The organism is Citrobacter sp. RHBSTW-00859 (genome assembly GCF_013729795.1).
Classification (GTDB): domain Bacteria; phylum Pseudomonadota; class Gammaproteobacteria; order Enterobacterales; family Enterobacteriaceae; genus Citrobacter; species Citrobacter braakii.
Map to the genome: position 1 here is coordinate 4134974 of NZ_CP056284.1, position 21626 is coordinate 4156599.

The window sequence follows — 21626 nt, forward strand, 5'->3', positions numbered from 1 at the left end:
GATCATGCACGGGCACGCTAAATAAGTTTCGTTTTCACACTGGAATTCACTTATGAAAAATGAAAAGAGAAAATCGGGAATTGAACCGAAGGTTTTTTTTCCGCCATTAATAATAGTTGGGATACTTTGTTGGCTAACTGTAAGAGATCTCGATGCCGCTAACGTCGTTATTAATGCGGTATTCAGTTATGTCACCAATGTCTGGGGCTGGGCATTTGAATGGTATATGGTCGTCATGCTCTTCGGCTGGTTCTGGTTGGTCTTTGGCCCGTATGCCAAAAAGAAATTAGGCGACGAAAAACCAGAGTTTAGTACCGCCAGCTGGATTTTTATGATGTTCGCTTCCTGTACATCCGCCGCGGTGCTGTTCTGGGGTTCCATCGAGATCTACTACTACATCTCCACCCCGCCGTTTGCTCTCGCGCCTAACTCCACGGGCGCGAAAGAGCTGGGCCTGGCGTACAGCCTGTTCCACTGGGGACCGTTGCCGTGGGCAACCTACAGTTTCCTTTCTGTGGCTTTCGCCTACTTCTTCTTTGTGCGCAAGATGGACGTCATCCGTCCCAGCTCCACGCTGGTACCGTTAGTGGGCGAGAAGCATGCGAAAGGGCTGTTCGGCACCATCGTCGATAACTTCTATCTGGTGGCGCTGATATTCGCGATGGGTACCAGCCTCGGTCTGGCCACTCCGCTGGTAACCGAGTGCATGCAGTATCTGTTCGGTATTCCGCATACGCTGCAACTCGACGCAATCATCATTACCTGCTGGATCATATTGAACGCCATTTGCGTGGCCTGCGGCCTGCAAAAAGGGGTCAAGATCGCCAGCGACGTGCGTAGCTATCTGAGCTTCCTGATGCTGGGCTGGGTGTTTATCGTCAGCGGCGCCAGCTTCATCATGAACTACTTCACCGACTCCGTCGGCATGCTGTTGATGTATCTGCCGCGTATGCTGTTCTATACCGATGCCATAGGTAAAGGCGGCTTCCCACAGGGCTGGACCGTCTTCTACTGGGCGTGGTGGGTCATTTACGCCATCCAGATGAGTATCTTCCTGGCCCGTATTTCTCGTGGTCGTACCGTCCGTGAACTGTGCTTCGGGATGGTGCTGGGCCTGACCGCGTCGACCTGGATCCTGTGGACAGTCCTTGGCAGCAACACGCTGCTGCTGATGGATAAAAACGTTCTCAATATCCCGCAGCTGATTGAACAACACGGTGTGGCGCGCGCCATTATCGAAACCTGGGCTGCTCTACCGCTCAGCACCGCCACCATGTGGGGCTTCTTCATCCTCTGCTTTATTGCCACCGTGACGCTGATTAACGCCTGCTCTTACACCCTGGCGATGTCCACCTGTCGTGAAGTCCGCGATGGTGAAGAACCGCCGCTGTTAGTGCGTATCGGCTGGTCCGTTCTGGTCGGCATCATCGGTATCGTTCTGCTGGCGCTGGGTGGGCTGAAGCCGATTCAGACCGCGATTATCGCCGGAGGATGCCCGCTGTTCTTCGTCAACATCATGGTGACGCTGTCCTTTATTAAAGACGCCAAAGTGCACTGGAAAGACAAGTAATTCTAATTAACCCAATTGATCAAGAGGCTGAAAGATGGATTTCAACTTAAATGACGAGCAGGAGCTGTTTGTCGCCGGTATTCGTGAATTGATGGCCAGTGAGAACTGGGAAGCTTATTTTGCCGAGTGCGATCGTGACAGCGTCTACCCTGAGCGTTTTGTTAAAGCACTGGCGGATATGGGCATCGATAGCCTGTTGATTCCGGAAGAACACGGTGGACTGGAAGCGGGTTTTGTTACCGTCGCTGCCGTCTGGATGGAGCTGGGTCGTCTTGGTGCGCCAACTTACGTGTTGTACCAATTGCCGGGCGGTTTTAACACTTTTCTGCGTGAAGGTACCCAAGAGCAGATTGATAAAATCATGGCATTCCAGGGCACCGGTAAGCAGATGTGGAACTCTGCCATCACCGAACCGGGAGCGGGATCGGATGTTGGCAGCCTGAAAACCACTTATACACGTAAAAATGGTAAGGTTTATCTTAATGGCAGTAAGTGCTTTATCACCAGTAGCGCCTATACCCCGTACATCGTGGTTATGGCGAGAGATGGTGCATCGCCGGATAAACCTGTTTACACCGAGTGGTTCGTTGACATGAGCAAAGCGGGTATCAAGGTCAACAAGCTGGAGAAACTCGGTCTGCGCATGGATAGCTGCTGTGAAATCACTTTTGACGACGTTGAACTGGACGAGAAAGACATGTTCGGTCGGGAAGGTAATGGTTTCAACCGCGTGAAAGAAGAGTTCGATCATGAACGTTTCCTTGTCGCACTGACCAACTACGGTACGGCAATGTGCGCTTTTGAAGACGCCGCGCGCTACGCCAATCAGCGCGTGCAGTTTGGCGAAACGATCGGCCGTTTCCAGCTGATTCAGGAGAAGTTCGCGCATATGGCGATCAAACTGAATTCCATGAAAAACATGCTGCTTGAAGCGGCATGGAAAGCGGATAACGGCACCATTACTTCGGGCGATGCGGCAATGTGCAAATACTTCTGCGCCAACGCTGCGTTTGAAGTGGTCGATACCGCCATGCAGGTGCTGGGGGGTGTAGGTATCGCGGGTAACCATCGCATCACGCGTTTCTGGCGCGATCTGCGCGTTGACCGTGTTTCTGGTGGCTCTGATGAAATGCAGATCCTGACGTTGGGTCGTGCGGTACTCAAGCAATACCGCTAATTCAGCACGATTCGTAGGCCGGATAAGGCGTTTACGCCGCCATCCGGCAACATGCCCGGTGGCGCTGCGCCTACCGGGCCTACAAAAAATGCCAGGAGCAAAATTATGAATCATTTACCAATGCCCACCTTTGGCCCACTTGCCGGGGTACGCGTGGTTTTTTCAGGAATCGAAATTGCCGGCCCGTTCGCCGGACAGATGTTCGCCGAATGGGGTGCTGAGGTTATCTGGATTGAAAACGTCGCATGGGCCGATACCATCCGCGTGCAACCTAACTATCCACAGCTCTCACGCCGCAACCTGCACGCCCTGTCGCTGAATATTTTCAAAGATGAAGGCCGGGAAGCGTTTCTGAAGCTCATGGAAACCACCGATATTTTCATTGAAGCCAGTAAAGGCCCGGCCTTTGCTCGCCGCGGCATTACCGATGACGTGCTGTGGGAACATAACCCAAAACTGGTTATCGCCCACCTTTCCGGCTTCGGCCAGTTTGGTACCGAGGAGTACACCAATCTTCCGGCATATAACACCATCGCGCAGGCGTTCAGCGGCTATCTGATCCAAAACGGTGATGTTGATCAGCCGATGCCGGCCTTCCCGTACACCGCCGATTATTTCTCCGGGATGACCGCGACGACAGCAGCGCTGGCAGCCCTGCACAAAGTACGCGAAACGGGTAAGGGTGAAAGCATTGATATCGCCATGTACGAAGTGATGCTGCGCATGGGTCAGTACTTCATGATGGACTACTTCAACGGCGGCGAAATTTGTCCACGCATGACCAAAGGCAAAGACCCGTATTACGCTGGCTGCGGTCTCTATAAATGCGCCGATGGCTATATCGTCATGGAGCTGGTCGGCATCACGCAAATCAACGAGTGCTTCAAGGATATTGGCCTCGCCCACATTCTTGGCACACCGGAAGTCCCGGAAGGCACCCAGCTTATCCATCGCGTGGAATGCCCTTACGGCCCGCTCGTGGAAGAGAAACTGGACGCCTGGCTGGCAACGCACACCATCGCCGAAGTCCAGGCGCGCTTTGCTGAGCTGAATATCGCCTGCGCGAAGGTACTGACCATTCCTGAACTGGAAGGCAACCCGCAGTACGTTGCCCGTGAATCCATTACTCAGTGGCAAACGATGGACGGCCGCACCTGCAAAGGGCCGAACATCATGCCGAAATTTAAAAACAACCCAGGGAAAATCTGGCGTGGCATGCCGTCACACGGCATGGATACCGCCGCCATTCTGAAAAACATTGGTTATAGCGAAGCAGACATAAATGAGCTGGTCGGCAAAGGCCTGGCCAGAGTTGAGGAATAAACGCGACGCGCTGACCTGCTGGTTGGTTAGCGCTCACGCCTGATTTCAGTGGATAAAGCATTATGGATATCGTTGGCGGACAAAACTTACGTCAGATGTGGGACGACCTGGCCGGGGTGTACGGAGATAAAACGGCGTTAATTTTCGAATCCTGCGAAGGAATCGTTCGGCAGTATAGCTATGCCTCGCTCAATGAAGAGATAAACCGCACGGCGAACCTTTTCCATTCCTTAGGGATCCGCAAGGGCGACAAGGTCGCACTGCATCTGGATAACTGTCCGGAATTTATTTTTTGCTGGTTTGGACTGGCAAAAATTGGTGCCATTATGGTGCCGATTAATGCCCGCTTGCTGGGCGAAGAGAGCGCCTGGATCCTGCAAAACAGCCAGGTGAGCCTGCTGGTCACCAGTGCCGAGTTTTATCCTATGTACCGCCAGATACGGCTGGAAAATACCACTCCGCTTAATCATATCTGTCTGATTGGCGAGCAGCTTCCGGTTGACGACGGCGTGAGCCACTTTACCCAACTACAAGCCCACCAGTCGACTAATCTGTGCTATACGCCTGCGTTATCCACTGACGATACGGCGGAAATTCTGTTTACCTCAGGCACCACCTCGCGGCCTAAAGGGGTGGTGATTACCCACTACAACCTGCGCTTTGCGGGCTACTACACCTCCTGGCAAATCGCTCTGCGCGATGATGACGTCTATATGACGGTGATGCCCGCTTTTCATATCGACTGTCAGTGTACGGCTGCCATGGCCGCATTCTCCGCAGGCAGCACCTTTGTGCTGGTGGAGAAGTACAGCGCCAGGGCGTTCTGGGAGCAGGTGCGTAGATATCAGGCGACGGTCACCGAATGCATCCCGATGATGATCAGAACGCTGATGGTCCAACCCGCAGCCCCAACGGACAGACAGCATCACCTGCGCGAAGTGATGTTCTATCTCAATTTATCCGAACAGGAAAAAGATGCCTTTATCGACCGCTTTGGCGTCAGACTGCTGACCTCCTACGGTATGACCGAAACCATCGTAGGCATTATTGGCGATCGCCCCGGAGACAAACGGCGCTGGCCCTCTATTGGTCGCGTGGGTTTTAGCTATGAAGCCGAAATCCGTGACGATCACAACCGTCCCCTGCCCGCCGGAGAAATTGGCGAAATCTGCATTAAAGGCGTGCCGGGAAAAACAATCTTCAAAGAGTACTACGCGCAACCCGACGCTACTGCCAAAGCGCTGGAACCTGAAGGGTGGTTACATACCGGTGATTCGGGTTACCAGGATGCGGACGGTTTTTTTTATTTCGTCGACAGACGCTGCAACATGATTAAACGCGGTGGGGAAAATGTCTCCTGCGTCGAGCTGGAAAATATTATTTCTGCGCATCCGAAAATTCAGGACATTGTGGTTGTCGGTATTAAAGACTCGATCCGTGATGAAGCCATTAAAGCTTTTGTCGTCCTTAATGAGGGTGAAACATTAAGCGAAGCTGAGTTCTTCAGCTTCTGCGAAAACAATATGGCGAAATTCAAGGTTCCTTCTTTTATGGAGATAAGAACCGACCTGCCGCGCAATTGTTCAGGAAAAATAATCAAAAAAAATCTGAAATAACCCCTCCGGTCGGAATTCCTCCGGCCGGGAAACCTAATTATCTGGAGATGAACTATGAGTGAATCATTACATCTGACCCGTAACGGCCCGATCCTGGAAATTACCCTTGACCGGCCTAAAGCCAATGCCATTGACGCTAAAACCAGCTTCGCAATGGGGGAAGCTTTTCTTAATTTTCGTGATGACCCGGAATTACGCGTAGCAATTATCACCGGCGGCGGAGAGAAATTCTTTTCTGCGGGCTGGGACTTAAAAGCGGCGGCCGAAGGTGAAGCGCCGGATGCCGATTTTGGCCCAGGCGGCTTCGCCGGTTTAACCGAAATTTTCGACCTCGATAAGCCGGTCATCGCCGCGGTAAACGGCTACGCGTTTGGCGGCGGTTTTGAGCTGGCGCTGGCGGCGGATTTTATCGTCTGTGCGGAAAATGCCAGCTTCGCACTGCCGGAAGCAAAACTCGGGATCGTGCCTGACAGCGGCGGCGTACTGCGTTTACCTAAACTACTGCCACCAGCTATCGTCAACGAAATGGTGATGACCGGCAGACGAATGAGCGCCGAAGAAGCACTGCGCTGGGGCATCGTCAACCGCGTTGTCAGCCAGAGCGAACTGATGGATAGCGCGCGCGAACTGGCGCAGCAGCTGGTAAATAGCGCCCCGCTGGCTATCGCCGCGCTGAAAGAGATTTACCGTGCAACCAGCGAAATGCCGGTGGAAGAAGGCTACCGGTACATCCGCAGCGGTGTGCTGAAGCACTATCCATCAGTACTGCACTCGGAAGATGCGCTCGAAGGACCACAGGCATTTGCAGAAAAACGCGATCCTGTATGGAAAGGTCGTTAATGTGCCTATGCCGGATAAGGTATTTACGCCGCAATCCGGCAATAAAACCGAGATAAGACAATGAGCTATTACGCCTTTGAGGGCCTGATTCCGGTGGTTCATCCGGATGCCTATGTCCATCCCAGCGCTGTGCTGATTGGCGATGTCATTGTGGGGGCCGGGGTTTATATTGGTCCACACGCCTCATTGCGCGGTGACTATGGTCGCCTGATTCTGGAAGCCGGTTCTAACCTGCAGGATGGCTGCATCATGCACGGCTACTGCGACACCGACACTATCGTGCATGAGAATGGACACATCGGCCATGGCGCAATCCTGCACGGCTGCGTGGTGGGCAGAGATGCGCTGATTGGCATGAACAGCGTGATTATGGACGGTGCGGTGATTGGCGAAGAGAGCATTGTCGCCGCCATGAGCTTTGTCAAAGCCGGATTTCAGGGAGAGGCAAGGCAGATGCTGGTTGGTTCACCGGTTCGCGTACTGCGTGAAGTCACGGTCCAGGAGCTGCACTGGAAACGGCTGAACACCAAAGAGTATCAGGACCTTGCAATCCGCTGCCAAACAGGACTACACGAAACCTTGCCATTAACGCAGGTCGAAAAAAACCGGCCGCGACTGAAAGGCACGACGGACGTAAAGCCAAAATCAGCACGGTAATTTATGCCGGAGAAGCGCTCACGCCGATCCGGCAAATCACCATTATCGACGCATGCTCTTGGAGAGCATCATCTGCCATTTCTGCTCACGGTTAAGCTCTGTTGGGGGAACCGCTGGCAGTCGCGGCGTTTTCGCCACACTCACCTTTTTTTCCTGCAAATTGTGATTCAATCGTCTGTAGAGATGAGAATCAATACTAATGACTTTCACCAAACGCTGGCACTGGCAGCCGCGGCCTGCAATTTGATTAGGGATCATCTTAACTTCACAAACAATTTCTCCCACTTCCGACAGAATATAAGAGAGCGTATTAATTGCTTTGCAGTGTTCAATATCAAAATGGCGGGAAATTTCCTTTGCTGTGATCCAACGATCTTCAGCCATCATCCAGTCAGCAATTAACAAATAAAGCGGTCTTTCAACATATTTTTCACACATAAGCACACCATTTCACAAATTAAAAATCTGGCTACGGCCTGTCCAAATTAATAAAAACTAAGCCATATTAAAATTGTGGATATAATGGATAGTATGCGACTTGAATGTTGATTAGTGTGAGCAACATCGTGCTTATTACATTGAAAATGTGGTTATGAAAGCACGGTTGGCCAGGAATGACCTTATGAGAGATAAAAAAAGGGTTTCTTTACAGAAACCCTTTCCCAATTATATTGCAGGCCCGGTTAGCGCAATTATCACCGGACCCTTTTTTTATGACTTTTTGATCTGCGCGTGCATTTCCTGAACCGAGGTCACCTTCTCGGTAGCATCGGCATTCAGCGCCATCGCCGTTGCGAAACCACCGTTCAGGGTGGTGTCATAATGCACTTTGTACTGTAGTGCGCTGCGGCGAATCAGCTTGGAGTCTTCAATCGCCTGACGGCCTTCGGTAGTGTTGATGATGTAAGTGTACTCGCCATTCTTGATACGGTCCTGAATGTGCGGACGGCCTTCATGCACCTTGTTCACCAGACGTGGATTGATACCGGCTTCGCCCAGCACAATCGCGGTGCCGTGCGTCGCATCCAACTCGAAACCAAACTTCAGCAGCTTCGCCGCCAGGTCAACCACGCGCTCTTTATCGCCTTCGCGAACGGAGAGCAGCGCACGACCCTGTTTTTTCATGGTGGAGCTGCTGCCGAGCTGTGCCTTGGCGAACGCTTCCGCGAAGGTACGGCCCACGCCCATCACCTCACCAGTAGAGCGCATTTCTGGCCCTAACAGCGGATCAACGCCCGGGAACTTGTTGAACGGCAGCACCACTTCTTTTACCGAGTAGTACGGCGGGATAACTTCTTTGGTGACGCCCTGCTGTGCCAGCGTTTTCCCGGCCATCACGCGCGCCGCGACTTTCGCCAGCGGTACGCCCGTTGCCTTGGAGACGAACGGAACGGTACGCGCCGCACGCGGGTTCACTTCAATCAGGTAAACTTCGTTATTCTTCACCGCAAACTGGACGTTCATCAGACCGCGAACCTGCAGTTCGAAGGCCAGTTTCTGCACCTGCTGGCGCATCACATCCTGAATTTCCTGGCTCAGGGTATACGCAGGCAGAGAACATGCGGAGTCACCGGAGTGCACGCCCGCCTGTTCGATGTGCTCCATAATACCGCCAATCAGCACCATTTCGCCGTCGCAGATGGCGTCCACGTCCACTTCTACCGCGTCATCAAGGAAACGGTCCAGCAGTACCGGCGCATCGTTAGAAACGCTGACCGCGGTCTGGAAGTAGCGACGCAGGTCGGCTTCGTCGTAGACGATTTCCATCGCGCGGCCGCCGAGAACGTAGGACGGACGCACCACCAGCGGGTAACCAATCTCTTTCGCCTTCTCAACCGCCATTTCAATGGCGGTCACGGTGGCGTTCGCCGGTTGTTTCAGCTTCAGACGGTCAACCGCCTGCTGGAAGCGTTCACGGTCTTCCGCACGGTCGATAGCATCCGGGCTGGTGCCGATAACCGGCACGCCTGCCGCTTCCAGCGCGCGCGCCAGCTTCAGCGGAGTCTGGCCGCCGTACTGCACGATAACGCCTTTCGGCTTCTCGATGCGCACGATTTCCAGCACGTCTTCCAGCGTTACCGGCTCGAAGTACAGACGGTCGGAGGTATCGTAGTCGGTAGAAACGGTTTCTGGGTTACAGTTGACCATGATGGTCTCGTAACCGTCTTCGCGCAGCGCCAGCGAGGCGTGCACGCAGCAGTAGTCGAATTCAATGCCCTGACCGATACGGTTTGGACCACCGCCCAGCACCATAATCTTGTCACGATCCTGAGTTGGATTCGCTTCGCACTCGTCTTCATAAGTGGAGTACATGTAAGCGGTGTCGGTGGCAAATTCTGCCGCGCAGGTATCCACGCGCTTGTAGACCGGGTGCAGGTTATGTTGGTCACGCAGCTTGCGGATTTCCGCTTCGCGTACGCCGGCCAGTTTCGCCAGACGCGCATCGGCGAAACCTTTGCGCTTCAGTACGCGCAAGAAGTCAGCGTCGAGGCCGTTGATGCCAAGGTCTGTTACTTTTTCTTCCAGGCGCACCAGTTCTTCAATCTGCACCAGGAACCAGCGGTCGATGTTGGTCAGGTTGAACACGCCATCGACGGACAGGCCAGCACGGAAAGCATCGGCGATGTACCAGATACGCTCGGCGCCCGCGTCTTTCAGCTCGCGGCGGATTTTGGTCAGCGCTTCCGGGTCATCCAGACTTACTTTCGGGTCGAAGCCGGTCGCGCCCACTTCCAGACCGCGCAGCGCTTTTTGCAGAGACTCCTGCTGGGTGCGGCCAATCGCCATCACTTCACCGACAGATTTCATCTGGGTGGTCAGGCGGTCGTTAGCGCCAACAAATTTCTCGAAGTTGAAGCGTGGAATTTTCGTCACAACGTAGTCGATGGACGGCTCAAACGAAGCCGGAGTCCGCCCGCCGGTGATGTCGTTCATCAGTTCGTCGAGGGTGTAACCTACCGCCAGCTTGGCTGCGACTTTAGCAATCGGGAAGCCGGTTGCTTTGGACGCCAGCGCCGAGGAGCGGGAGACGCGCGGGTTCATCTCGATAACAATCAGACGGCCGTTTTTCGGGTTTACCGCAAACTGGACGTTAGAACCACCGGTTTCAACGCCGATTTCACGCAGCACCGCCATCGAGGCGTTTCGCATGATTTGATATTCTTTGTCGGTCAGCGTCTGGGCTGGCGCAACGGTGATGGAGTCACCGGTATGGATGCCCATCGCGTCGAAGTTTTCGATGGAGCAGACGATGATGCAGTTGTCGTTTTTATCACGTACAACTTCCATCTCGTACTCTTTCCAGCCAATCAGCGATTCATCAATCAGCAGTTCGTTGGTTGGGGAAAGATCCAGACCGCGTTCGCAAATTTCTTCAAACTCTTCGCGGTTGTAGGCGATACCGCCGCCGGTGCCACCCATGGTGAAGGACGGACGGATAATGCACGGGAAGCCGACGTCAGCGGCAACCGCCAGCGCTTCTTCCATGGTGTGAGCGATGCCTGAACGTGCGGTATCGAGACCGATTTTTTTCATCGCGATGTCGAAGCGACGACGGTCTTCCGCTTTATCAATAGCATCCGCCGTCGCGCCAATCATGGTCACGCCGAACTCAGCCAGTACGCCCTGACGTTCCAGCTCCAGCGCACAGTTCAGCGCCGTCTGACCGCCCATGGTTGGCAGCACCGCATCCGGGCGCTCTTTCTCAATGATTTTGCGTACCACTTCCCAGTGAATCGGCTCGATGTAGGTGGCATCGGCCATTTCCGGGTCGGTCATGATGGTCGCCGGGTTGGAGTTCACCAGAATAACGCGGTAACCCTCTTCACGCAGGGCTTTACACGCCTGCGCGCCGGAATAGTCAAACTCACACGCCTGACCGATAACGATCGGACCCGCGCCCAGAATCAGGATACTTTTTATGTCTGTACGTTTTGGCATGGCTCTTTTACTCCTGATTATTTCGCGGACTGACGGTATTGCTCAATTAACTCGATAAAGTGGTCGAACAGCGGCGCAGCGTCGTGTGGACCTGGGCTTGCTTCAGGGTGCCCCTGGAAGCTGAACGCCGGTTTGTCGGTACGATGAATCCCCTGCAGGGTGCCGTCGAACAGCGACTTGTGGGTCACGCGCAGGTTGGCAGGCATGGAGGCCTCATCGACCGCAAAACCGTGGTTCTGAGCGGTGATCATCACGGTGTTGTTATCAATATCTTTTACCGGATGGTTGCCGCCGTGGTGGCCAAACTTCATCTTAATGGTCTTCGCACCGCTTGCCAGCGCCAGCAGTTGATGGCCGAGGCAGATGCCAAATACCGGAATATCGGTTTCGAGGAATTTCTGAATCGCGGTAATCGCGTAGTCGCACGGCGCCGGATCGCCAGGACCGTTGGACAGGAAGATACCGTCCGGATTCATCTTCAGAACATCTTCAGCAGAGGTTTTCGCCGGCACAACCGTCAGGCGGCAGCCGCGATCCGCTAACATACGCAGAATGTTACGTTTAGCGCCAAAATCGTAGGCCACTACGTGGAACGGCAGTTCATCGGCGGATTTAGCTTCCGGCAGGTCACCGGCCAGCGTCCAGCTACCTTGCGTCCAACTATAAGGCTCCGCGGTGGTCACTTCTTTCGCCAGATCCATACCGTTCAGACCCGGGAAGGCTTTCGCTTTTTCCAGCGCCAGCGCCGCATCCGGGTTATCACCCGCGATAATGCAGCCGTTCTGTGCGCCCTTTTCACGCAGCAAACGCGTCAGCTTACGGGTATCGATATCGGCAATTGCCACAATATTATGGCGTTTGAGGTAAGAAGAGAGGTCTTCGGTATCGCGGAAGTTGCTGGCAATCAGCGGCAGGTCGCGGATGACCAGGCCTTGCGCATGTACTTGAGAAGATTCTGCATCGGCTTCATTGGTGCCGACATTACCGATATGAGGATAAGTAAGAGTGACGATTTGGCGGGAATAGGAAGGATCAGTGAGGATTTCTTGATAACCGGTCATTGAAGTATTGAAAACGACTTCCCCAACCGCCGAACCTGTTGCCCCTATGGCCCGACCGTGAAACTGGGTTCCGTCTTCCAGAACCAATAGCGCTGACTTAATCAAAACACCCTCCAGAGAATATTCACTCACTTTATTTGCATATTAATTCATTAACACCTCATGAATCAATGCAAATTTGCTTACCTATGGATTTCTGGCAAACGGCGGCATTCTAGAGATAGCCCACGTAAAAGTCTACCCAAAAGGGCATTTTTTATTATTATTTTACGCCACTGGGATAAAACACACGATTTAACAGGCAAAAAGATCAGCTAACTTGGGGTGGAAAACGCTTGCGGAAGATAAAGAGTGTAAAAACAGGAAGCGCGATAGATAAAAGTGGACCATTTGGTCAAAATTTACATTGAAATAACAAAATAACCCTGCAAAACACCAACAAACAGGCAATTAAATAAAAAATCAAATTAAAAAGCGAAAAAATAAAAGGGCAATAAAATATTGCCCTATGTAATCAAATAGTTATGATTACAATAACCACATCACGAAGGGTAATAAAAGTTATAAACTGCGTAAATCAAGCACATCTTTCATATCAAAAAGACCGTTTGACTTTAATTTCAGCCAAATTGCCGATCGTACTGCGCCATTGGCAAAGGTCATGCGGCTGGAGGCTTTATGCGTGATCTCAATGCGCTCGCCAATATCGGCAAACATCGCGGTATGCTCACCAACGATATCTCCCGCCCGCACCGTGGCAAAACCGATCGTACCGGGTACGCGCTCACCGGTATAACCTTCACGCGAATAGACGGCACACTCTTTTAAATCTTTATCCAGCGCCCCGGCAATCGCCTCCCCCATCGCCAGCGCAGTGCCTGACGGCGCATCCACTTTATGACGGTGATGGGCTTCAATAATCTCAATATCGGTGTAATCACCCATCACTTTCGCCGCCTTCTCCAGCAGCTTAAGCATGACGTTAACGCCAACGCTAAAGTTCGCGGCGAAAACGATAGCAATGTCCTGCGCAGCATCACGAATAGCCTGTTTGCCCGCGTCATCAAAGCCAGTGGTGCCAATCACCATCCCTTTACCGTGCTGGCGGCAAAACGCCAGATGCGCCAGCGTGCCTTCCGGGCGAGTAAAATCGATGAAAACATCAAAATCATCTTTCACCGCCTCAAGACTACTTTGCACGGTAACGCCCGTTTTACCGGCTCCCGCTAATTCTCCGGCATCGCTTCCCAGCAAAGAAGAACCTTCGCGCTCCAGCGCCGCGCCGAGCTGTACGCCATCCATGCCAAGAGTGGCCTGAATCAACTGACGCCCCATGCGCCCTCCGGCTCCCGCGATGGCAACGCGGATTTGTGCATCATGCATAGCTATTCTCTTTTGTTAATTTTACGTAAATCGTTTTCAGATTAACCAGCACATCGCTGCGCCGCCAGCCGAAAACGTCGATAATTAGAATTTAATGATAAACAGGGAGAGATATCAGTAAAAGGCATGACGATCAGCGAAAACCACATGATTCTCTGACCACCAGCGCAGGTGGCAGAATAATGCGTTTCGGAGGTTCGTCATTTCCCTGAATGCGACTATAAAGTAGCTCCCCAGCCTTGCGACCTATCTCTTTTGCGGCCACCGACACGGTGGTGAGCGCAGGTTGTACCAGCGCCGCTTCGGTAATGTCATCGAACCCCACCAGCGCAAAATCGCGCCCTGGTTCACGCCCCATTTTACGTAATGCCTGCATAACCCCAAGCGCCACAATATCCTGATAACAAACGGCGGCGGTAATTTCCGGGAACCGCATAAGAAGCGACTCAGCCACTTTTGCGCCGTCAATCTGGCTGGCCTGCGTCGCCACTATCCATTGCGGATTCGGCGATATTCCCTGCTCCAGCAACGTGCTGGTGAATCCACCGATACGCTGTGCCCGGCTCCCGGAACTTGGGCTACCACCGATAAACGCAATATTCTTATGCCCCATTTTGACTAAATGGGTGGTGGCCATTTGCGTACCGAGAAAGTTATCGGTTCCCACAAAATCAAAATCAGGATCGCTAAGAGGGCGAACCACCATGATGGCGGGAATATTGCGCCTTTTCAGCGCCTCGAAGAAGGAGGTCGGTGTTTCGCGCGCCGCGCAGAGCACCATGCCGCAGGCATTATTGCGCATCAACGAGTCGACAAATTTTTGCTGCCTTTCTCCTGACTCTTCACTGTTTGCCAGAAACAGAAGCAGGTCATGCCGCTCCATCTCATGGCTTAGCCCTGCAGTCATCTCACCGTAAAAAGGGTTAGTGATATCGTGTAACAACAATCCGACCTGATTACTGCTTCGGTTACGCAGGTTAGCGGCGGTTTGATTATAAACGTAGCCGGCATCGTCCAGCGCTTTGAGCACCCTGTCACGTGTGGCCTGAGAAATGCGCCCCCGGTTACGCAACACCATTGAAACGGTTGCCGTGGAGACTCCCGCGCGTTCAGCAACCTGCGCCAGCGTGACTGTAGTCATGATCTCTCCTGTTTATTTCAAAGGTTAATCGAATAACCGAAACATTGCCTTTTTACGTGTGATTCACATCACGCTAACGTGCTTTTTACCGCACTGGATTCTGATTATGGCGGGTTAATCGCGTTAACCACACTATGAAAATAAGGTTAATCGATTAATCTTAAATAAGCCAACACGGAGACAGAATATGCGTACAACCTATAATAAATTCCCTGAGGTTAACGTTCAGGGCTATGACAACCAGGCTTGGCAGGGTTGGTCGTCGATTCATTCAGTGCTTAACACCAGGGTTTCTACCGCCGCCAAAACCGTATTGATCGTGGATTGCTATCCGGGCGTGCGGCTAGACGAGCTGGAGCAACAGCTCGTTACGACATTAGATACCGCACTGGTGCTGAATATTGAATCCGCCCGCCGCGATGAGCAGGCCCTGCATGATTTACTGGCGCGTAACCTTACCGACGATCGCGTATTCGGCGTTCTCTCCTGTCATCACCTGGATGAATTTTTTGATAGCGACAAACTCAGCCAACTCCGCCAACAGATTGATGCCGTTACCGCAGGGCTGGTTGTGGTGTACGGCTCGGGCGCTGCGTTGGCACACCCTGGTGACGTACTGGTTTATGCCGATCTTCCGCGCTGGGAAATTCAACAGCGTATGCGTCATAACGGGCTGGGTAACTGGGGTGCAGAAAACCAGGATGAAGATATTCTTCGTCGTTACAAACGTGCTTTTTTCATTGAATGGCGGGTATTCGACAAACATAAAACGCCGTTACTCAAACGCGCCGATTATTTGCTCGATACCACGGTAGAAAATAGTCCCGCGATGGTCAGCGGGAACGCGTTACGCGCCGGTCTGCAACAAACCACCGAACAACCGTTTCGCGTTGCCCCTTTCTTTGACCCAGGCGTCTGGGGCGGGCAATGGATGAAACAACGCTTCGATCTCGATCCCTCAGCTCCCAATTACGCGTGGTGTTTTGATTGCGTGCCCGAGGAAAACAGCCTGTTACTGCGTTTTGGCAACGTGCGGATCGAGATCCCCTCTCAGGATCTGGTGCTGACCTGTCCCCGCCCCCTGCTGGGTGAAAAAGTTCACGCGCGCTTTGGCGCGGAATTCCCGATCCGTTTTGACTTCCTCGACACTATTGGCGGCCAGAATTTGAGTTTTCAGGTTCATCCGCTCACTGAGTACATTCAACAGCAGTTTGGTATGCACTATACCCAGGATGAGAGCTATTACATTCTCGAAGCCGAGCCGGACGCCGTGGTGTATCTCGGGACCAAAACCGGGATCGCACCGCAGGATATGCTCGACGACCTCCGGGCCGCGGGTCGTGGCGAAAAAACCTTTGATGATGAACGATTCGTTAACCAGATCCCTGCACATAAACACGATCACTTCCTGATCCCTGCCGGAACCGTACACTGCTCGGGTGCAGGAACCATGGTGCTGGAGATCAGCGCAACGCCCTATATCTTCACCTTCAAGCTGTGGGATTGGGGCCGCTTAGGGTTAGACGGCTTACCGCGTCCGGTGCATCTGGATCACGGTCAGCAGGTTATTGACTGGCAGCGCGACACGCAATGGGTGCACGACAACCTCGTCAACCGTATTGAACCCCTTGCTGAAGGGGAGGGTTGGCGGGAAGAAAGAACCGGAATGCACGAACGCGAATTTATCGAAACGCGTCGCCATTGGTTTACGGCACCGGTCACTCACCATACCCATGGCGGCGTCAACGTCCTGAACCTAGTCGAAGGAGCGCAGGCCGTTGTTGAAAGCCCGAGCGGTGCGTTTCCCCCGTTTGTCGTCAACTATGCAGAGACCTTTATCATCCCTGCCGCCGTCGGAGAATATCGTATTTCGCCGTTTGGCAAAGGCGTCGGTCAACAGCTCGCCACGATTAAAGCCTGGGTTAGAGGATAAGCGCATGATTAACGTAATTGTTGCCACCCATGGTCCCCTGGCGGACGCGCTTCTCGCCAGCGGTCGTATGGTTTATGGAGAATTACCGCATGTTTACCCCGTCACGCTGAGTGAACAGGCAGGTATCGAAGGGTTTAAAGCGACGTTCTCTCAGGTTCTCACCAATGCCGGAAAAGACGCTGACGGCGTACTGGTGCTGTGTGACATGCAAAGCGGTACGCCGTGGAATGTCGCCTGCCATCATGCTTTTTCTTCACAAACGGTTCCTCCCGTTGCAGTCGTAGCGGGGGTCAATTTCCCGATGCTGTTACAAAGCGAGGAGATTTGCCATTTAACGGATGTTCACGCCGCAGCCGTCGAGCTGTTGGCGCTGACGATACCCACGCTGATTAAAGCCGCCCCGGTTTTATCCGTTCAGTCCGACGATTTTTAAAGGAAACCACTATGAGTATTTCTTTTGTACGTATCGATGACCGCGTAATCCATGGGCAGCTCGTGACACGTTGGGCCAAAGAGCTGCCCTGTGATGGGATCGTCGCTATAGACGACGCCGTCGCGGCCGACCCTTTGCTCTCTTCGGTGATGAAAGGCGCCGTACAGGACACCAAAGTTTGGTTGTTTGATACGGCCACCGCGATTGAAAAATTGCCAAAAGTCATTGCCAGCGAGAAACGTTATTTCGTCATTGGCAAATCACCCGTCACGCTCAAACGCATTGAAGAAGCAGGTATCAGCCTGAAAAATGCCAACGGCAAGATTAATGTGGGTCCGATGAGCGCGCGTGCTGATACCACCACCATCGGCCCGAATCAGTCGGTCAACGGGGATGAAATTGCCGCCTTTGACTGGCTGACGCAACATGGACATCTGGTTGAGTTTCGCCTGGTTCCTGATGCCAGTTGCTACAGCTGGCAGGACGCACGTCAGAAGCTGAAATAAGGAGCGCACGATGATTATCGAAGCTACGTTGATTGGCATACTTTGCTATCTCGGCGCCCTCAGCAGTCCCTGGCTTCTGGGACTGACCGGCGGCTGGTATCTGATCACCCGCCCGCTGATTTCTGGAATGCTGGTCGGGATTATTCTCGGCGACATTAAAACCGGGATCATGATTGGCGTCGCGGTTCAGGCGGTGTATATCGCGATGGTAACGCCTGGCGGTTCGATGCCGGCCGATCTCAACTTTGTTGCTTACCCCGCAATCGCCCTAGGGATCCTTTCAGGAAAAGGCCCCGAGGTCGCGGTCGCGCTAGCGGCGACCATCGGTATCGCCGGAACCATTTTGTTTAACGCGATGATGGTACTGAACTCTTTCTGGAATCACCGGGCAGATGTGGCGCTGGAACGGGGTGACGAACGCGGTATTTACCTGAACAGCGCCATCTGGCCACAGGTGACAAACTTTGTCCTGCGTTTTGTACCGACTTTTATTGCGGTTTACTTCGGCGCGCAATACATCAGCGGTTTTATGGACAGCTTGCCGAAAATAGTTCTGTCAACGATGAACGTACTGGGCGGCATTTTACCCGCCGTCGGGATCGCGATTTTGCTAAAGCAGATCATCAAAAACTACACCATGCTGATCTACTTCCTCGTCGGTTTTGTCTGCATCGTATTTTTAAAACTCAACATGGTCGCGCTGGTGATCGTCGGTTCGCTGTTGGCGTTGATCCATTACAACTACAAACCGGAACCGCCGCAGGCCGCGAATGCAAAGTCGGTAGCCGATGATGATGAGGATGAATTCTGATGGAAGAACGTACACTTACGCGTAAAGATCTTCGCCGCTGCTGGCGCACATGGATGATGCACAACTTGTCATCGATGAGTTTTGAACGTCTGGAATCTTTTGGCTTTTGTCTGAGTATGCTTCCGGTGGCGAAAAAGCTCTATCCCGACGCAGCCCAACGTACTGAAATGCTGCGCCGTCATGCCTCATTCTATAATACGGAACCCCAGATAGGCGCGATCGTAAACGGCATGGTGCTGGGGCTGGAGGAGAAAAAAGCGAACGGTGAGCCGATCGATGGGGAGACCATCAATACCCTGAAGGTTGGCCTGATGGGCCCTATTGCCGGGATCGGCGATTCAATGATCCCTGGCATGCTGATCCCTATCCTGCTCAGCATCGGCATGGCCCTGGCGGCCGGCGGTAACATTCTCGGGCCACTGTTTTATACCGTTGCCTGGCTGGCCATCATCATTCCCGGTTCGTGGTTCTTATTCCTGAAAGGCTACAAAATGGGTTCTGGCTCGGTGGAAATGCTGGTGAGCAGCAAGTCTGCCCGTCTGCGTGAAGCGTTATCGCTGCTGGGTGTGTTTGTCATGGGGGGCGTGGCGGCCAGCTACGTTAAACTTGGCACCGGACTGGAGTTTATTACCAAAGATGGGGTGAATATCCATGTTCAACAGATGCTGGACGGTATCTTCCCGCAGTTACTGCCGCTGATTGTGGTGCTTGGTACCTGGTATCTGATGGCCAAGCGCGGTGTGTCACCAGTGAAAGCGATGATTTTACTGTTGATACTGGCCGCCCTCGGCGTCGCCACGGGCCTGTTTGCGGGATAACACAAAGAAAACGGTACAACCGGGGCTATGCCCCGGTTTTTTTATGGATGAAAGTTTTGCCATAGCTCGGGGTGCTTGTCCGGGCGTGAGATAAATTGGAAACGTGCCGGGTCCTCGATGAATTGTTGATAAACAGGTGCGGAGGTAATCGAGAATTCCGTATATTGTCTGGGCGTAACGGCCTGCAGTCGTCCAGGGATGTAACGCGGATTATGCTGCCAGATAACGTTGTTGCCCTGCAGCAGCGGATACCATGCCAGTCCTTTATGCGCACGCACGGCGTCGTACTCAAAACCATATTCACGATCGCACCACGCGCCAAAGGTTAACGGTACATCCGGGTCTGCGGATATAGTCGCATGTCCCCAACCGGGTGGTACCAACACTTTCTCACCGGGTCCGGCAATTACAGCAAAACAGCGGCCTGGGTCGTCCTCAACATATTCCTGCATATAAATGATCGCTTTTCCCTGCCAGATTTCATAAAGCTCCGGCGGAGACCAGCCGCTGTGCAGACTAATACGATGAATATGTCCCTGACTACGCACCGGCTCTTCTCCCAGCCATCCCGCCGCATAGGTGACCACGCCAAACAACAGCATCCGCTTTTTCAACTCTTCTCGATCCTGCATTCGCGCCACATCCATCGCTATGGCATACACCTCTTGCGGCCCTTCACAGTGCGGATCGCGCAGCGAGGCGCGAATCTGGTCGAGTTGACGAATCTCCGGCATCGGCCCGGTAACCTCATCCCCATAGCTAAAACCAAGCGGGTGATGATGGACCGTCATATCCAGGCCGTAAGAATGCGCTAAGTCACCCATTCTGTACCTCCTTCGCCTGAACCGTCTTATTTTCCTCAAAGACCCTTATTCTGAAGCCGCTGGCGAGCGCTGCATAATCATGACCCGCAATCCCTGGCCATACGGCGAGCGCCGACAGAACCTCTTCCCCGGTGTTGATTAACCGATGCGCGGTAAAGCCGGGGATAATGTGGACAGATCCCGCGAATACTTTTTCCAGCCTCGCGTCGCCCTGCTCAGTTTGCAACAGCAGCAAACCGGTGCCACGCAGACCAAAATAGACTTCCCCCTGTTCGCGGCGCGCATGGAAATGCCCGCGGGTCATAAAATACTCACAGCCGACCCGGCCAGGGTAAAGATGGGTAACGCCGGTGTAGAGTTCACCTTCAGCGGGAGACGTATCCAGCATCTCAACGTCATACACGACCTGCTCGCCAGTCAGCTGTTGACGGGCGTGTTCATCGGCAAAAACGTTTGGAAGATCCTCAATACGGGTGGATTTACGCAATAACAGGCCATCAGCTAAAGCGCCGCTTGCCCACGCCACCTGCGGTGGCTGGATAAAAGAAAGGTTCATATGTGTCTCCGGCCCGAGGAGAACAACAGGATCAGATTAGCAGATTAATCGATTAACCTGCTATCGCTATCTGCATATTGCGGGCCGGATCACAGCCTCAAGGTGCCAGCGTCAGTACCTCTGCCACCCACTGCTGGAACCCCTCAACGTCCAGCCCCAGCGCGACCTGGGCATTTGCCGGATGCCCTAAACGTCCTTCAATGTCCACCACCGTCGTACCCGAGGTATATTCCCCCTGGGTTTCAACCGCCACGAAGCACGGCTGCAGGGTAAACAGTTCCGGGCGCACCAGCCAGGCAATAGCGCACAGGTCGTGCATTCGTAGCCCCGTATTCATACTGCCGCTACGGTAATGGCTAAACAGCGCGTGCAGCATTTTTCCCGTCTGGTTAAGCTGCGGCAACGTCGCCAGATAGTCAGGGGTGAGCATGGCCTGATTAGTGACATCCAGCCCACACATCACAATCTCCAGCCCGCTCTGGAAGACTTTTGCGGCGGCCTCGGGATCAATAGCAATATTAAACTCCGCGTTTGGCGTGAAGTTCCCGCGCCCGGCAGAACCGCCCATAATCACCAGACGGTGAATGTTGAATATGCATTCAGGATAATGAGTCAGCAGCAGCGCAATGTTGGTCAGGGGGCCAATTGCCACCAGCGTCACAGGCTGCGGGGCATGCATCAACGCATCGCGAATGGCCTGGAAGGCAGGTTTTGCCATCACCTGGCGGTCATGTTCGACAAATTCATACCCTTCCATACCTGATTCACCGTGTACGGAAGCGGCATCTCGCAGCGGTCTCACCAGCGGCATCGATGCCCCCTGCGCTAGCGGAATATCCGCATTCCAGAAGTGCAGCAGTTGCAATGCATTACGGGTGGTTTTTTCCACCGACACATTACCTGCTACCGTGGTCATCAGTTGCAGATCCAGCTCAGGGGCAAACAGCGCGGCGGCAATAGCGGCAGCATCATCAATGCCGGGATCGGTATCAAGAATGATCGGTAAGCGCATGGTTTCTCCATAAAAAAATGCCAGAC

At 53.3% G+C, this 21626-nt stretch carries 19 protein-coding genes; 11 read left to right on the forward strand and 8 right to left on the reverse strand.

Translation table 11 applies throughout. The features are described from left to right. Positions 1 to 52: 52 nt before the first annotated feature. The 6 genes from caiT to caiE all read left to right on the forward strand — a co-directional run bounded on the left by caiT (position 53) and on the right by caiE (position 7183). Positions 53 to 1570 carry an L-carnitine/gamma-butyrobetaine antiporter gene (gene caiT, locus HV302_RS20740; protein ID WP_016155669.1) on the forward strand — a complete coding sequence of 506 codons (1518 nt, stop codon included), beginning with the start codon at positions 53 to 55 and terminating at the stop codon, positions 1568 to 1570. A 34-nt stretch (positions 1571 to 1604) separates the two neighbouring features. Further along, positions 1605 to 2747 (forward strand): crotonobetainyl-CoA dehydrogenase, encoded by a 1143-nt coding sequence (gene caiA, locus HV302_RS20745; protein WP_003018898.1) that lies wholly within the window; start codon positions 1605 to 1607, stop codon positions 2745 to 2747. A gap of 105 nt (positions 2748 to 2852) precedes the next feature. Continuing rightward, a complete protein-coding gene (gene caiB, locus HV302_RS20750) occupies positions 2853 to 4070 on the forward strand; it encodes an L-carnitine CoA-transferase (RefSeq protein WP_019078349.1) in 1218 nt (405 codons plus the stop codon). 62 nt (positions 4071 to 4132) lie between these two features. Next, positions 4133 to 5686 carry a crotonobetaine/carnitine-CoA ligase gene (caiC, locus tag HV302_RS20755; RefSeq protein ID WP_181598599.1) on the forward strand — a complete coding sequence of 518 codons (1554 nt, stop codon included), beginning with the start codon at positions 4133 to 4135 and terminating at the stop codon, positions 5684 to 5686. Positions 5687 to 5740: 54 nt separating this feature from the next. Further along, positions 5741 to 6526, forward strand: a complete 786-nt coding sequence (gene caiD, locus HV302_RS20760; protein WP_000004376.1) for a crotonobetainyl-CoA hydratase — start codon at positions 5741 to 5743, stop codon at positions 6524 to 6526. Positions 6527 to 6586: 60 nt separating this feature from the next. Further along, entirely contained in the window at positions 6587 to 7183 is a 597-nt protein-coding gene (gene caiE / locus HV302_RS20765; RefSeq protein WP_181626529.1) for a carnitine operon protein CaiE, read from the forward strand. A gap of 42 nt (positions 7184 to 7225) precedes the next feature. Here caiE and caiF read toward each other — a convergent pair whose 3' ends face one another. The 5 genes from caiF to HV302_RS20790 form a co-directional block, all read right to left on the reverse strand. Next, entirely contained in the window at positions 7226 to 7621 is a 396-nt protein-coding gene (gene caiF / locus HV302_RS20770) for a carnitine metabolism transcriptional regulator CaiF (protein ID WP_016151651.1), read from the reverse strand. A 273-nt stretch (positions 7622 to 7894) separates the two neighbouring features. Then, positions 7895 to 11122, reverse strand: a complete 3228-nt coding sequence (gene carB / locus HV302_RS20775; RefSeq protein ID WP_181626530.1) for a carbamoyl-phosphate synthase large subunit — start codon at positions 11120 to 11122, stop codon at positions 7895 to 7897. A gap of 17 nt (positions 11123 to 11139) precedes the next feature. Next, positions 11140 to 12288 carry a glutamine-hydrolyzing carbamoyl-phosphate synthase small subunit gene (gene carA / locus HV302_RS20780; RefSeq protein ID WP_003018918.1) on the reverse strand — a complete coding sequence of 383 codons (1149 nt, stop codon included), beginning with the start codon at positions 12286 to 12288 and terminating at the stop codon, positions 11140 to 11142. A 456-nt stretch (positions 12289 to 12744) separates the two neighbouring features. Further along, on the reverse strand, positions 12745 to 13566 hold the full coding sequence (dapB, locus tag HV302_RS20785) for a 4-hydroxy-tetrahydrodipicolinate reductase (RefSeq protein WP_181626531.1): 822 nt from the start codon (positions 13564 to 13566) through the stop codon (positions 12745 to 12747). Between the two features lie 133 nt (positions 13567 to 13699). Beyond that, positions 13700 to 14707 (reverse strand): LacI family DNA-binding transcriptional regulator, encoded by a 1008-nt coding sequence (locus HV302_RS20790; RefSeq protein ID WP_016151647.1) that lies wholly within the window; start codon positions 14705 to 14707, stop codon positions 13700 to 13702. A 187-nt stretch (positions 14708 to 14894) separates the two neighbouring features. Here HV302_RS20790 and HV302_RS20795 point away from each other — a divergent pair, with 187 nt between their 5' ends. The 5 genes from HV302_RS20795 to HV302_RS20815 are packed head-to-tail and all read left to right on the forward strand — an operon-like array spanning position 14895 to position 19208. Next, positions 14895 to 16640 carry a class I mannose-6-phosphate isomerase gene (locus tag HV302_RS20795; RefSeq protein ID WP_019078343.1) on the forward strand — a complete coding sequence of 582 codons (1746 nt, stop codon included), beginning with the start codon at positions 14895 to 14897 and terminating at the stop codon, positions 16638 to 16640. A 4-nt stretch (positions 16641 to 16644) separates the two neighbouring features. Then, positions 16645 to 17073: a PTS sugar transporter subunit IIA gene (locus HV302_RS20800; protein ID WP_181626532.1), complete on the forward strand. Its 429-nt coding sequence runs from the start codon at positions 16645 to 16647 to the stop codon at positions 17071 to 17073. An 11-nt stretch (positions 17074 to 17084) separates the two neighbouring features. Next, the gene (locus tag HV302_RS20805) at positions 17085 to 17579 is read left to right on the forward strand and encodes a PTS system mannose/fructose/N-acetylgalactosamine-transporter subunit IIB (protein ID WP_003837349.1); all 495 of its coding nucleotides are present in this window, start codon (positions 17085 to 17087) and stop codon (positions 17577 to 17579) included. A gap of 10 nt (positions 17580 to 17589) precedes the next feature. Further along, the gene (locus HV302_RS20810) at positions 17590 to 18390 is read left to right on the forward strand and encodes a PTS mannose/fructose/sorbose/N-acetylgalactosamine transporter subunit IIC (protein WP_016151644.1); all 801 of its coding nucleotides are present in this window, start codon (positions 17590 to 17592) and stop codon (positions 18388 to 18390) included. Then, complete coding sequence (locus HV302_RS20815) at positions 18390 to 19208, forward strand: PTS system mannose/fructose/sorbose family transporter subunit IID (RefSeq protein ID WP_181626533.1); 819 nt, start codon at positions 18390 to 18392, stop codon at positions 19206 to 19208. Before HV302_RS20810 ends, HV302_RS20815 begins: the two co-directional genes overlap by 1 nt. A 41-nt stretch (positions 19209 to 19249) precedes the next feature. Here HV302_RS20815 and HV302_RS20820 read toward each other — a convergent pair whose 3' ends face one another. The 3 genes from HV302_RS20820 to rihC all read right to left on the reverse strand — a co-directional run bounded on the left by HV302_RS20820 (position 19250) and on the right by rihC (position 21600). Further along, complete coding sequence (locus HV302_RS20820) at positions 19250 to 20032, reverse strand: glucose-6-phosphate isomerase family protein (RefSeq protein WP_181626534.1); 783 nt, start codon at positions 20030 to 20032, stop codon at positions 19250 to 19252. Continuing rightward, the gene (locus tag HV302_RS20825; RefSeq protein ID WP_181626535.1) at positions 20025 to 20588 is read right to left on the reverse strand and encodes a glucose-6-phosphate isomerase family protein; all 564 of its coding nucleotides are present in this window, start codon (positions 20586 to 20588) and stop codon (positions 20025 to 20027) included. The genes HV302_RS20820 and HV302_RS20825 overlap by 8 nt, the downstream gene beginning before the upstream one ends. 97 nt (positions 20589 to 20685) lie before the next feature. Further along, positions 20686 to 21600: a ribonucleoside hydrolase RihC gene (gene rihC, locus HV302_RS20830; protein ID WP_016155659.1), complete on the reverse strand. Its 915-nt coding sequence runs from the start codon at positions 21598 to 21600 to the stop codon at positions 20686 to 20688. Between the last annotated feature and the right edge of the window lie 26 nt (positions 21601 to 21626).

Coding starts and splice junctions, on each gene's coding strand:
- caiT (WP_016155669.1), top strand. CDS start 53: ATGAAAAATGAAAAGAGAAAATCGGGAATTGAACCGAAGGTTTTTTTT.
- caiA (WP_003018898.1), top strand. CDS start 1,605: ATGGATTTCAACTTAAATGACGAGCAGGAGCTGTTTGTCGCCGGTATT.
- caiB (WP_019078349.1), top strand. CDS start 2,853: ATGAATCATTTACCAATGCCCACCTTTGGCCCACTTGCCGGGGTACGC.
- caiC (WP_181598599.1), top strand. CDS start 4,133: ATGGATATCGTTGGCGGACAAAACTTACGTCAGATGTGGGACGACCTG.
- caiD (WP_000004376.1), top strand. CDS start 5,741: ATGAGTGAATCATTACATCTGACCCGTAACGGCCCGATCCTGGAAATT.
- caiE (WP_181626529.1), top strand. CDS start 6,587: ATGAGCTATTACGCCTTTGAGGGCCTGATTCCGGTGGTTCATCCGGAT.
- caiF (WP_016151651.1), bottom strand. CDS start 7,621: ATGTGTGAAAAATATGTTGAAAGACCGCTTTATTTGTTAATTGCTGAC.
- carB (WP_181626530.1), bottom strand. CDS start 11,122: ATGCCAAAACGTACAGACATAAAAAGTATCCTGATTCTGGGCGCGGGT.
- dapB (WP_181626531.1), bottom strand. CDS start 13,566: ATGCATGATGCACAAATCCGCGTTGCCATCGCGGGAGCCGGAGGGCGC.
- HV302_RS20790 (WP_016151647.1), bottom strand. CDS start 14,707: ATGACTACAGTCACGCTGGCGCAGGTTGCTGAACGCGCGGGAGTCTCC.
- HV302_RS20795 (WP_019078343.1), top strand. CDS start 14,895: ATGCGTACAACCTATAATAAATTCCCTGAGGTTAACGTTCAGGGCTAT.
- HV302_RS20800 (WP_181626532.1), top strand. CDS start 16,645: ATGATTAACGTAATTGTTGCCACCCATGGTCCCCTGGCGGACGCGCTT.
- HV302_RS20805 (WP_003837349.1), top strand. CDS start 17,085: ATGAGTATTTCTTTTGTACGTATCGATGACCGCGTAATCCATGGGCAG.
- HV302_RS20810 (WP_016151644.1), top strand. CDS start 17,590: ATGATTATCGAAGCTACGTTGATTGGCATACTTTGCTATCTCGGCGCC.
- HV302_RS20815 (WP_181626533.1), top strand. CDS start 18,390: ATGGAAGAACGTACACTTACGCGTAAAGATCTTCGCCGCTGCTGGCGC.
- HV302_RS20820 (WP_181626534.1), bottom strand. CDS start 20,032: ATGGGTGACTTAGCGCATTCTTACGGCCTGGATATGACGGTCCATCAT.
- HV302_RS20825 (WP_181626535.1), bottom strand. CDS start 20,588: ATGAACCTTTCTTTTATCCAGCCACCGCAGGTGGCGTGGGCAAGCGGC.
- rihC (WP_016155659.1), bottom strand. CDS start 21,600: ATGCGCTTACCGATCATTCTTGATACCGATCCCGGCATTGATGATGCT.